This window comes from Streptomyces sp. NPDC058195 (assembly GCF_042883525.1).
In the GTDB taxonomy this organism is placed as follows: Bacteria; Actinomycetota; Actinomycetes; order Streptomycetales; family Streptomycetaceae; genus Streptomyces.
In genome coordinates this window covers 1-12,478 of record NZ_JBHVVM010000041.1, presented here as the reverse complement: position 1 = coordinate 12,478, position 12,478 = coordinate 1, and the positions used below count along the sequence as shown (strand labels likewise).

General features: G+C 71.5%; 4 protein-coding genes. All 4 read right to left on the bottom strand.

Going from position 1 to position 12,478, the window contains the following annotated elements; translation table 11 throughout:
- Positions 1 to 89: 89 nt before the first annotated feature.
- The 4 genes from ACFVWY_RS33030 to ACFVWY_RS33015 all read right to left on the bottom strand — a co-directional run bounded on the left by ACFVWY_RS33030 (position 90) and on the right by ACFVWY_RS33015 (position 12,104).
- Entirely contained in the window at positions 90 to 1,301 is a 1,212-nt protein-coding gene (locus tag ACFVWY_RS33030; RefSeq protein WP_389878604.1) for an MFS transporter, read from the bottom strand.
- Complete coding sequence (locus ACFVWY_RS33025; RefSeq protein ID WP_389878603.1) at positions 1,298 to 1,501, bottom strand: MbtH family protein; 204 nt, start codon at positions 1,499 to 1,501, stop codon at positions 1,298 to 1,300. Before ACFVWY_RS33025 ends, ACFVWY_RS33030 begins: the two co-directional genes overlap by 4 nt.
- 29 nt (positions 1,502 to 1,530) lie before the next feature.
- Positions 1,531 to 2,721, bottom strand: coding sequence for a cytochrome P450 (locus ACFVWY_RS33020; RefSeq protein ID WP_389878602.1), 1,191 nt, complete (start codon positions 2,719 to 2,721; stop codon positions 1,531 to 1,533).
- Between the two features lie 68 nt (positions 2,722 to 2,789).
- The gene (locus tag ACFVWY_RS33015) at positions 2,790 to 12,104 is read right to left on the bottom strand and encodes an amino acid adenylation domain-containing protein (RefSeq protein ID WP_389878601.1); all 9,315 of its coding nucleotides are present in this window, start codon (positions 12,102 to 12,104) and stop codon (positions 2,790 to 2,792) included.
- Between the last annotated feature and the right edge of the window lie 374 nt (positions 12,105 to 12,478).

Here is a 12,478-nt window from a genome sequence, read left to right as displayed (position 1 = left end):
CAAAGCCCGGGAGCTGGAGTTCCAGCTTCCGGGCTTCCTCGTTTCCGGGCTTTCTCGTCTCCGGGCTTTCTCGTCTCCAACCCCGCCGTTCAGGTCCGGGCCCGGTGGCGCGCCAGGTTCAGCAGTACGAGCCCGCACAGGCTCGCTCCCACGGCCACCGCTGTGAGGACCGTGCTGACCGAGAGGTGTTCGAAGAGCAGGCCCGCCACGCCGTAGGCGATCGGGCTCGTGATGAAGACGGCGGCGCCGAAGACCGGGACCACGTGCGGGCGCAGGTGCTCGGGCGGCCGCAGCATCATCAGCGTCACGGCGGGTGCGGTCACCCCGGGCAGGAACATGCAGCTGGCCGCCACCGTGAGGGCCAGTGTGGTGACCGGCTGGTTCCAGGGCAGCAGCCACAGGCCGGCCGCGGCGCCCATGCCGCCCGCCGCGGCCAGCCACAGGGGCGGGAACCGGCGGGCGAACCAGGCGACCGCGAGGGTGCCCAGCGCGGTTCCGCCGCCCCATGCGGCCAGCAGCCAGCCGGCCACATGCGGGTCGGCGTGGTAGCGGCTCCGGGCCAGGACGGGCAGCGCGATCATGACGACCGGCATGAGCGCGCCGTACCCGAGTGCGGCGAGCGACATGGTGCGAAGCACCGGATCCCGGAACAGGTAGCGCACGCCCTCCGCCATGTTGCTGGCCGACGGTGCCTCCGGGGGCAGGTCGTGGCGGGGCAGTCTGGTCAGCAGTGCGGCGGAGAGCGCGAAGGTGGCCGCGTCGATCCACAGCACGTTGAGGGCGCCGAACTGGGCGATCAGGAAGCCGGCGACCGCCGGGCCGATCAGCCGGGCCGTCGATGTCGCCGTCTCGAACAGGGCGTTGCCCGCGGTGACGACGCCTTCGTCGGAACCGATGGTCTCGATCAGCAGCATGCGCTGGGCGGACAGGTAGACCGAGGCGACACAGCCGATCAGGGCCACGATCACCAGCAGCGCCCAGAACGGCAGCAGGCCCGCGAGGTACAGCGCGGGAACGGCCGCGGTGAGCGCCGCGCTGCACAGGTCGCCCACGATCGTGACGCGGCGGGCCCCCCAGCGGGCCACGACCATGCCCGCGGGCATGCTCAGCAGCGGCACCGGCAGGATCTGGATGAGGAAGACCAGTCCCATGCGTGCCGGTGAGCCGCTGGTCATCAGCACGAACCAGGGCAGCGCGAGCGTCGTCATCTGGGTGCCGACGGAGGAGGTGAACTCCGCGGCGACGACCCTGCAGAACTGGGGGCTGCGCAGGGGGACCTTCGCCGTCGTCGCGGTCGTCACGGGGTGGCCCGCAGGGAGGCCGGGCGGATGTCGTTCCAGCAGGATCCGACGTAGTCGACGCAGGCGTCCCGGGTGTCCGGTCCGAAGGCCGGGGACCAGCCTTCCGGAACGCTGATGCCGCTCGGCCAGATGCTGTACTGCTTCTCCTGGTTGACCAGGACGTGGTAGCTGCCGTCAGGGTCGTCGAACGGGTTCGTCATCATTGTCTCCTTGTCGTCGCCGCCACCGCTCACCACGTCACGGGGAGCCGGTGCACGCCGTAGACGGCCATGTCGGAGCGCATGGGGATCTCGTCCGGGGCGGCGGCGAGGCTCAGGTCCGGGAAGCGGCGCAGCAGTGCGGTGTAGCCGATGCGCAGTTCCAGGCGGGCCAGCTGCTGCCCGAGGCACTGGTGGATGCCGTGGCTGAAGGTGAGGTGGCTGTGGGTGCCCCGGGTGATGTCGAGGCGGCCGGGGTCGGGGAACTGTCCGGGGTCGCGGTTCGCGCTGGGCAGGTGGATCAGCACGGTCTCCCCCTTGCGCAGGGTCACTCCGTCGATCTCGACGTCCTCGGTGGGGGTGCGCTGCACGCCCACGTGCACGATGGTGAGCAGACGCAGCAGTTCCTCGACGGCCTTGTCGGCGAGCGACTCGTCGGCACGCAGCAGGGCCATCTGGCCGGGGTTGTTGAGCAGTGCGTAGGTGCCGAGGGAGAGCATGTTCGCGGTGGTCTCGTGTCCGGCGACCAGGAGGAGCAGGGTGGCGCCGACCGATTCGTCGAAGCTGATGTCGTCCGCGGTCACCAGGACGCTGAGGACGTCGTCCTCCGGGGCGGACCTCTTGCGCAGGAGCAGTTCGCCGGTGAGTTCGACCAGGTCCTTCAGTGAGGCCTGGGCCTCGTGGGGTTCGATGTCCAGGCGGAGCAGGTCCTCCGAGTCGCTGACGAACCGGTCGCGGTCGGCGACCGGGACGCCGAGCAGTTCGCAGATCACCTGTGAGGAGACGGGCACCGCGTAGTCGGCGACCAGGTCGGCGGGCGGGCCCTTGCGTGCCATGGCTTCGGCGTACTCGTTGGTGATCTGCTCGATCCGCTCGCCGAGCAGGCGCATGCGGCGCAGGGTGAACTGGCCGGCCAGGCGCCGCCGGAAGCGGGTGTGGTCCGGCGGGTCCATGTGCTCGAAGAGCCCGGGGATCTCCGCCTCCAGGTCGGAGGGGCGGTCGGAGGGGAAGGCGAGGTGCTTGTGCGTGGCGGCCGAGCTGAAGCGCTTGTCGGACAGGATCTGCCGTCCCTGGCGGTAGCCGGTGACGAGCCAGCCCTCGTATCCGTCGGGGAAGGTCATCCGGCTGATCGGGTCCTGGGCGCGGAGGATGTCCGGCGGATCGAGGGGGCGTTCCCGCAGCGTCGGCAGTCCGTTGGCGATGGCGTTGATGGTTTCGGTCATCGTTCCTGTCCTCCGCCGTCGCCGGGCCGACGGCTGATCCGGTGGGTGGGTGGGGTGGGCCGGGGCGCTCAGTGGCCGTGTCCGGTGCCGGTGGGGCGGCCGGGCTCGGACCGGACCAGGTCGCGCAGCTGCGAGACCGTCATCCGGGGGTTCTCCGCGGCAAGCCGGAGGACTCGTGGCCAGTGGTGGACCAGTGCGCCCATGACCGCCGGGGCGAGGTAGTCGGGGTCGTACACCCACAGGCCGTGCAGTTCGCCCTCGACGTCGCGGGCCACCAGGTAGAGGTCGAGGTTGTGCGGCTCGATCGCGGTGATGAGTTCGGGCAGCGGTGTCACATCGCCGACGCGTACGTCCAGTGGTGTCACGTCGACCCCTTCGAGGGTGAGCGACTTGGTCGGCACGCCGAGCAGGTTGAGCATCACCCGCATGGGCAGGTGGTTGCCGTCTCCGACCACTCCGTCGTGCACGAGTGCGCGGACGGGGACGTTCTGGTGGGAGTAGGCGTCGAGTTCGCCCTGGAGGACCCGCTGGACCAGCTCGTGGAACGTGGGGTCGTCCGCCATCCGCGAGCGGTTGAGGATGATGTTGATGAACGGGCCGACCATCGATTCGGTCTCCGGCCGCTCGCGGCCGGCCAGGGGGTGGCTGACCGCGATGTCGGTCGCGCCCGAGTAGGTGTGCAGCAGTACGTGGAACGCCGACATGAGGATCATGAAGAGGGTCACGCCCTCGCGGCGTGCGGCTTCCTTGACCGCTGCCATGGTGTCGGCGTCGACCACGACGCTGTGGCTGAAGCCTTCGATGTAGTCGGCGAGCTGGTGTGCGGGGGCCTCGAAGTCGAGGGTGCGTGCCGCGCCGTCGAGTTCGGTGCGCCAGTGGGCGATGTGTTCGTCGAGGGCGCCGCCGGCCAGCATTCCCTGTTCCCAGGCCGCGTAGTCGAGGTGCTGGACCGCCACGTCGGGGAGTTGCGGGCGGCGTCCCGCGGTGTGGGCCGCGTACAGCTCGGACAGTTCGTCGAAGACGACGAGGAAGCCCCAGTGGTCGACGAGGATGTGGTGGGCGACGAGGACCAGGGCGTGCTCGTCCGCGGAGAGCTGGACGAGCAGGCCGCGGACCAGGTTGCCGTCCTCGATGCGGAAGGAGCGTTTGGTCTCCGTGGTGAGCAGGTCGTGCAGCCGTTCGCGCTGGGCCTGTTCCCCGTGTCCGCGCAGGTCGACGGTTTCGAGGGGCCACTGGGGCCGTCCGTCGGCGAACTGCACGGTCGCGGAGCCGCGCTGGACGTAGCGGGTGCGCAGGATGTCGTGGCGGCGTACCAGGTCGTCCAGGCCGCGCCGCAGTGCGGTGGTGTCGAGGGTGCCGTGGAGGCGGAACGCGGTGATGACGGCGTGGTGTGCGTGGTTGGGGCCGACGGGCTGGAGGAGGAACTCCAGCTGTCCGAAGGAGAGGCCGGTGCCGTCGGTGCGGTCGGCCCTGGGGATCGGGGCGTTCAGCAGGTCGGCGGCGTCAGCGGCTTCGGCGGCGACGGCGTGCTCGTCGTGGGCCAGCTCGACGGTGCCGTTGTCGATGGCGGTGGCGCAGCGGGTGACGGCGCGCAGTGCCTCGAACCAGGCGTCGGCGATTTCGCGTACGTCGTCCTCGCCGAGCAGGGCGGGTGCCCAGCTCCAGCTGGCGACCAGGCGGGGCCCGTCGGGTCCGTCCTGGGTGACCGCGTTGACCTCCAGGGGGTGGGACAGCGGCCGGGGGTCGCCAGCGGTGCCGGGTGCGGTTGCGTCGCGCAGGGGCAGCCAGGGCCGTTCCTGCTCGGTGACGGGCACCCGGCCGAGGTAGTTGAACAGCACCTGGGGTGCGGGGAGTTCGGTGAGCCGGGGCGCGCTGAGCGGGTCGAGGTGGCGCAGGACGCCGTAGCCGAGGCCGTTGCCGGGCAGTGCGCGCAGTCGGCTCGCGGTGCGGGTGACGGCGGCGGCGAGTTCGGGGCCTTCCGCGGTGACCCGGTCCCAGGGCAGTGCGGTGTCGAGGCGCACGGGGTACACGCTGGTGAACCAGCCCACGGTGCGGGAGAGGTCGACTCCGTCGGCGAGGTGTTCGTGACGGCCGTGGCTCTCCACGTCCAGGGTCGTCGCGCCGCCGCGGTGGGCGCGCCGGTGTGCCATGGCCAGTCCGAAGGCGGTGAGCAGGACGTCCTGGATGCCGCAGCGGAACACCGCGGGGACCTGTCCGACCAGGGGGGCGGTGTCCTCGGCGGAGAGGGTCACCGTCAGGCGTCCTTCTGTGCCGGTGGTGTCGCGGGCGGGGTCCAGTGTGCCGGTCACCAGTGGTTCGGCGTCGCGCAGGACGTCGCGCCATACGGGGAGTTCGGTGCGGTGGCGGGTGAGGGCGTCGCCGGTGGCCGTGCGCTCGGCCCAGCCGCGCAGGGAGGTGGCGACGGGGGTGAGCATCGGTTCGCGGCCCGCGGCGACCGCGTCCCAGGCGGTGGAGAGGTCGGTGAGCAGGATCCGCCATGACACCCCGTCGACGGCGAAGTGGTGGACGGCGAGCAGCAGGCGTCCCGGCCGGCCGGGGCCGGCGTCGAACCACACCGGTCGCAGCATGGCGCCCTCGGCCGGGTCGAGCCGTCGTTTCGCGGCGGCTGTCTCCCGGGTGATCAGGGTCTGTGCGGCGGTGGTGCCGAGGCCGCTGATGTCGACGCGGCGCAGGAGGTCTTCGATCCGGACGGTGCCGGGTTCGCCGGCGTACAGGGACCATGATCCGTCAGGTCCGGTCAGGAGCCTGGTGCGCAGGGCGTCGTGGTGGTCGACGACTGCCTGGAGTGCCGCGGTCAGGCGGGTTTCGTCGATGCCGGTGGGCAGTCCGACGGTCGCGGACAGGTCGAAGCCGGTTGCCGGTCCGCCGAGGTGGCGCTGGCGTTCGAGGACGGGCAGGGGCGGGATCTCGCCGGTGCCGGTGTCGGTGACCGTGGCCGTGGTGTCCTCGTCGGCCTGCCGTGCCGCCTGGGCGATGCCCGCGACCGTCTGGTGGGTGAATACGTCGCGGACGGTGAACACGAGACCGGCGGTGCGGGACTGGGAGACCAGCTGGGTGGCCTGGATGCTGTCGCCGCCCAGGTCGAAGAAGCCGTCCTCGGCTCCGACTTCGGGCAGTTTGAGGATCTCGGCGAACACGGTGGCCAGGGTGCGTTCGGCCGGGGTGCTGGCTGGCCGCGATCCGGTGGCCGCGCCTCGTTCGGGTGCGGGCAGGGCGCGCCGGTCGAGTTTGCCGTTGGCGGTCATCGGGAACGCGTCGAGCGGCATCACGGCAACGGGCACCATGTACTGCGGCAGCCGTTCGGCCACGAAGGCGCGCAGTTCGGCGGGGTCGGCCGTCGCGCCGTCGGCGAGGACGACGTAGCCGACGAGGTCCTTGCCGCCGGAGGGTTTGTCGTGGACGAGTACGGCGGCGTCCGCGACGGCGGGGTGGGTGTTGAGGGTGTTCTCGATCTCTCCGGGTTCGATGCGGAAGCCGCGGATCTTGACCTGGTCGTCGGTGCGGCCGAGGTATTCGATCCGGCCGTCGGCGCGCCGACGGGCGAGGTCTCCGGTGCGGTACATGCGTTCGCCGGGTGTGCCGTAGGGGCAGGCGACGAAGCGCTGGGCGGTCAGGCCGGGGCGGCCCGCGTAGCCGCGGGCCAGTCCGGCTCCGGCGAGGTAGAGCTCGCCGGGGACCGAGACCGGGACGGGGCGGAGCTGTTCGTCGAGGATGTAGGCGCGGGTGTCGTCCATCGGGGTGCCGATCGGCACGGTGGTGCCGGGCACTTCCCGGGTGCTGTGCAGGACGGCGAACGTGGTGGTCTCGGTCGGCCCGTATCCGTTGGTGAGTACGGTTTCGGGCCAGGCGGTCAGTGCCCTGGCGACGGCGGAGGGGGACAGTGCCTCGCCGCCGGCCATCACCTCGCGCATCCCGGAGAGGGCCGCGGGGTCGTGCTCGACCAGCAGGTTGAAGAGGGCCGCGGTGAAGAACGCCGAGGTGACGTGGTGGTCGCGGATGGTGCGGGTCAGTACGTCCGGGTCGAGTTCGCCGGCCGGTGCGACGACGATCGCGCCGCCGGTCAGCAGCGGTACCCACATCTCGTACGTGGAGGCGTCGAATGCGGTCGGGGCGTGCATCAGGACGCGGGTGTGGCGGTCGCCGCGCCACGCGTGGTCGGCGGCGAGGCTCGCCACGTTGCGGTGGGTGACCGCGACGCCCTTGGGGCGTCCGGTGGAGCCGGAGGTGAACATGATGTACGCCATCCGGTCCGGGCCGCCCGGGTACGGAAGGCGGGCGGGGGCCGGTGGCGCCGGGGTGCGGCCGGTGGCGTCGGGTCCGGCGGACACGTCGAGCACACGCAGTCCGTCGACGGTGGGGTGTCCGGGGCCGTCGCCGTCCACGAGGAGCACGTCCGCGCGGGTCTCGGTCATGATCAGCCGCATCCGGGACGCGGGGTAGCGGGGGTCGAGCGGTACGTACACGCCTCCGGCCTTGAGGACGGCCAGGATCGCGACGGGGACGCGTACCGAACGCTCCATCAGCAGGCAGACCGCGTCCTCGGCTCCGTCGGTGCCGATGCCGAGGGTGCGCAGCCGCCCGGCGAGCCGGTCGGCGGCCTGGGACAGTTCACGGTAGGTCAGCCGTTCGTCACCGCAGCTGACCGCGACGGCGTCCGGGGTGCGGCTGGCCTGGGCCTCGAACAGTTCGGGGAGGGTGGCGGTGATCTCCGCGGCGCCGGCGCCGTTCCATTCCTCCAGCACGCGGTGGCGCTCGGCCGGGGTGAGCAGGTCGAGGCCGTCGACGGGCCGGTCCGGGTCGGTGATCATCGCGAGGACGACCTGGCGCAGTCTGCGCAGCATGGTGCGGACGGTCTCCGGGTCGAAGACGTCGGCGTTGTACTCGAATCCGCCGTCGATGCCGGCCGGGGTGCCGTCCTCGGCGAGGCGTTCGTGCAGCAGGAGGACCAGGTCCATGCGTGCCGTGCCGGTGGCGCGCGCCACCGGGGTCGCTTCGATGCCGGGCAGTTCCAGGGTCTCGCGGGAGACGCTCTGCCAGGACAGCATGACCTGGACGAGCGGGTGGTGGGACATGGACCGGGCCGGGCGCAGGCTGTCCACGAGGGATTCGAAGGGGATGTCGCGGTGCGCGAGCGCGTCGAGGGTGCGTTCGCGGACGGTGGCGAGCAGTTCGCGGAAGGTCTGCCGCGGGGAGATCTCCGTACGCAGGACCAGGGTGTTGGCGAAGAAGCCGATCAGGTTCTCGGTGGCCTGGTCGTCGCGGCCTGCGGTGGCCACGCCGATGGGGATGTCCTGGCCGCCGCCGAGGCGGCTGAGCAGGGCCGCGAGGGCCGCGTTGAGAAGCATGAACATGCTGACGTCGCAGCTGCGGGCCAGCCGGGCCAGTCCTTCGTGCAGTTCCGCGTCCCACTGGAAGGTGAGGGTGTCGCCGTCGTGGGAGGCCTCGGCCGGGTGGGGACGGTCGACCGGCAGCGCGATCCGCTCCGGCAGGCCCTCCAGCGCGCCGCGCCAGTAGGCGAGCTGGCGGGACCAGGTGCTTTCGGCGTCGTCCTGGTCGCCGAGGAGGCGGCGTTGCCACAGGGCGTAGTCGGCGTACTGGACGGGCAGGGGTTCCCACGCGGGCGCGTGGCCGGCCAGGCGGGCCCGGTAGGCGAGGGCCAGGTCCTGGCGCAGGGGTTCCAGGGACCATCCGTCGGCCGCGATGTGGTGGACGACGACGACGAGTACGTGGGTGTCCTTGCCGGCCGTGAACAGCTCGGCGTGCAGCGGAATCTCGCGGGTCAGGTCGAAGGCGTGGCGCACCGCGCCGGTCACCGCCTCGTCCAGGGCGGCCGGGGTGACCTCGGTGACCGGCAGGGCCGGGCGGGCCTGTGCGGGGTCGAGGATCTGCTGGCAGGCCACCGCGCCGGTGTCCGGGAAGACGGTGCGCAGGGCTTCGTGGCGGGCGACGACGTCGCCGAGGGCGGCCCGCAGGCTGTCCACGTCGAGTGTGCCGGTCAGGCGCAGCACCACGGGGAGGTTGTAGGTGGGTGAGGGGCCTTCCATCTGGTGCAGGAACCACAGCCTGCGCTGGGCGAAGGAGAGCGGCAGCGGGTCGGGCCGGGGTGCCGGGGTCAGTGCGGGGCGGGTGTCGCCGCCGTCGCGGCGCAGCAGTTCGGCCAGTTCGGCCACGGTCTGCTTCTCGAACAGGGCACGTACCGGTACCTCGGCGCCGAGGGCGGCGCGGATCCTGGCGACGAGCCGGGTGGCGAGCAGTGAGTGTCCGCCGAGTGCGAAGAAGCCGTCGTCGATGCCGACCTGGGGTACGTCCAGGACCTGGGCGTACAGGGTGCACAGGGCTTCTTCCTCGGCGTCGCGGGGTGCGACGTAGAGGGCTGTGGTGCGGGTCTCCTGGCCTTCGGGGGCGGGCAGGGCGCCGCGGTCGGTCTTGCCGCTGGGGGTGAGCGGCAGCGCGTCGAGGAGTACGAACGCGGAGGGGACCATGTAGTCGGGCAGTTTCTCGGTGAGCGCGGTGCGCAGGGTGCGGCGCAGTTCGTCGGGTGCGGTGTCCTGGTGCGCGGGCACGACGTAGGCGGCGAGGCGCTGGTCGCCGGGCTGGTCCTCGCGGACCACGACGACGGTGTCCTTGACCTGTTCCTGGCGCATGAGCACGGACTCGATCTCGCCGAGCTCGATCCGGTAGCCGCGCAGTTTGACCTGGTGGTCGAGCCTGCCGAGGTAGTCGATGGTGCCGTCGACCCTGCGCCGTACCAGGTCGCCGGTGCGGTACAGGCGGTCGGCGAGGCCGGAGGTGAAGGGGTTGGTGACGAACTGCTGTGCCGTGAGTTCGGGGCGGTTGATGTAGCCGCGGGCCAGTCCGCTGCCGCCGATGCACAGTTCGCCGGGGACGCCGGGGGGTGTGGGGCGGCCCTCGGGGTCGAGGATGTGGATCTCGGTGTTGGCGATGGGGCGGCCGATGGTGATGGTGTCGTCGGTGATGCGGGTGCCGAGCGAGTAGATGGTGGTCTCGCTCGGTCCGTACATGTTCCACAGGTCGACGCCCTTGGCCAGGAGGCGGCGGGCCAGGTCGGGCGGGAGTGCCTCGCCGCATATGAGTCCGCGCAGTCCCGGGCGGCCGGGCCAGCCGGCGTCGAGCAGCATCCGCCAGGTGGACGGGGTCGCCTGCATCATCGTCGCGCCGGTGGCGGCCATCTCCTCGGCCAGCCGCTTGCCGTCGGTGGCCACGTCACGGGTGGCCAGGACGACGCGGGCGCCCTCGACGAGCGGCAGCAGGAGTTCGAGGGTGGCGATGTCGAAGGAGAGGGTGGTGACCGCGATCAGGCTGTCGTCGGCGTCGATGCCCGGCCACTGCTTCATCGCCCGGAAGAGGTTGCGCAGGGCCCGGTGCGGCAGCTGGACGCCCTTGGGGCGTCCGGTGGACCCGGAGGTGTAGATCACGTAGGCGAGGTCGGTGTCCTGGACGGGGAGGCCGAGGGGATCGGTGGGTTCGGTGGCGAGTTCGTCGCGCAGCTCGTCCACGCACAGTGCGGTGGCCTTGGAGGCCGGCAGGTCCGGCAGGACCGAGCTCTGGGTGATCAGGACGGGCAGTTCGGCGTCCTCGATCATGAAGGCCATGCGGTCCGCGGGCAGTTTCGGATCGACCGGTACGTAGGCGCCGCCCGCCTTCAGCACGGCCAGTACCGCGACGACCATGTCGAGGGACCGTTCCAGGCAGACGCCGACCATGGTGTCGCGTCCGACGCCCAGGGTGCGCAGCCGGTGGGCGAGCTGGTTGGCGGAGGTGTCGAGCTGTGCGTACGTGAGGGCCTCGCCCTGGCAGTGCACGGCCTCCTTCCCGGGCCGCAGTACGGCCTGCTCCTCGATGCGCTGGTGGGTCAGCAGCCGGTCGGGCCATTCGTGGCGGGTGTCCGCCCGCTCCTTGAGCTGGGCGCGCTGTTCGTCCCCGGTGAGCAGGGCGATCTCCAGGATCGGCTGGTCGGGGTCGGCGAGCACGTTGTCGAGGAGCACCTTCAGGTGGCCGCCCATGCGGTCGATCGTGGCGTCGTCGAAGAGCTCGGTGTTGTACTCGAAGTAGCCGCTGAGCTCGTCGCCCTGCTCGAACACCTGGAGTTCGAGGTCGAACCGTGCGGTGGTGCTGGCCACGTCCATCAGTTCCAGGCGCAGGCCGCCGACGCCGAAGTCCGGTACGGGGATGTTCTGGTAGACGAACGACACCTGGAAGACCGGTGAGCGCGACAGGTCGCGTTCCGGGCGCAGCTCCTCCACCAGTCGTTCGAACGGGACCTCCTGGTGGGCGAAGGCGCCGAGGGCCGCGCCGCGTACCCGGCCGAGGAGTTCGGTGAAGGTGGGGTTGCCGGACACGTCGTTGCGGAGGGCGAGGGTGTTGACGAAGTAGCCGATGAGCTGCTCGACCTGGGCCTGTCCGCGGTTGGCGACGGGTACGCCGACGACGACGTCCTCCTGCCTGCTGTAGCGGTGCAGCAGGGCGACGTAGGCGGCGAGCAGGGTCATGAACGGGGTGGCGCCGGTGCGGCGGCTGAGTTCGCGTATCCCGTCCATCACGGAGGCGGGCAGCTGGAAGGGCCGGGAGGCGCCGGCGGTGCCGAGTACCGCGGGGCGGGGCCGGTCGGTGGGCAGTTCGAGGATGGGTGCGGCGCCGTCGAGCGCCTTCTTCCAGTACTCCAGTTCGGTTGCGAAGCCGGGGCCGGCCAGCTGTTTGCGCTGCCAGGCCGCGTAGTCGGCGTACTGGACGGAGAGGTTCGGCAGGGGGGCGGTGGTGCCGGTGAGGTAGCCCTGGTAGAGGGTGACGAGCTCGCCGAAGAGCACCGAGGTCGACCAGAGGTCGGCGACGATGTGGTGCATGGTGAGCAGCAGGATGTGCTCGTCGGGGGCCAGGCGGAGGAACTTCATCCGCATCAGTGGGCCGGTGCCCAGGTCGAAGGGGCGGGCGAACTCCCGGCGGGCCAGCTCCCTGACGCCGTCCTCGCCCTGGGGGCCGCGCAGGTGGGCGCATTCCTCGATGGTCAGTTCCAGCTCGCCGCTCGTGTGCACGACCTGGACGGGCTCGCCGTCGGTCTCCTCGAACGTGGTGCGCAGCGACTCGTGCCTGCGGACGATCTCGGCGAGGCTGCGGCGCCAGGTCTCCAGGTCGAGCGGGCCGTGGACGCGTACCGCGGCGGGGATGTTGTAGGCGGCGCTGCCCGGGTTGAGCTGGTCCAGGAACCACATGCGCTGCTGGGGGAACGACGCGGCGAACCGGCGCTCGGGTGGCTGCGTGCGGTCGCTGTTCTTCCTCCGCAGCCGCTCTGCCAGCAGCGCGCGCTTCTGTTCCGGCGTGAGGCTGGTCAGGTCGATGTCGGTCATGCGCCAGTCTCCTGATCGTTGGTCTCTGCGGCGAGGAGTGCGTGCACCGTTCTGTCGCCCTCGCGGGTGCGGTGTCGGCGTCACCGGGGCGCGTGTGCGGCCCGCGCCGTCCGCGTGGTGCGCTGTGGACGTGGGCGGTGCCTGTCCAGTGGCCCGGGTCGGCGCATGGGTGAGGGGCGGGCGGGGCCAGGACCGCGGGGTCCTGGTGCGCGGGAGGGGGGCCGTGGGGGTGCGCGGCTTGGATCAGCCTTCCGTCCGCAGCTTCCCCGCTCGGCGATCGTGAGGCAACCGCGCAGGGAGAACGCCGAGTTGGCGCGGGTGAACGAGCTGTCGGGGCGAGACGGCAAGCGGCGCAGGCACGGAGTTCCCGTGCC

Coding starts and splice junctions, on each gene's coding strand:
- ACFVWY_RS33015 (WP_389878601.1), bottom strand. CDS start 12,104: ATGACCGACATCGACCTGACCAGCCTCACGCCGGAACAGAAGCGCGCG.
- ACFVWY_RS33020 (WP_389878602.1), bottom strand. CDS start 2,721: ATGACCGAAACCATCAACGCCATCGCCAACGGACTGCCGACGCTGCGG.
- ACFVWY_RS33025 (WP_389878603.1), bottom strand. CDS start 1,501: ATGACGAACCCGTTCGACGACCCTGACGGCAGCTACCACGTCCTGGTC.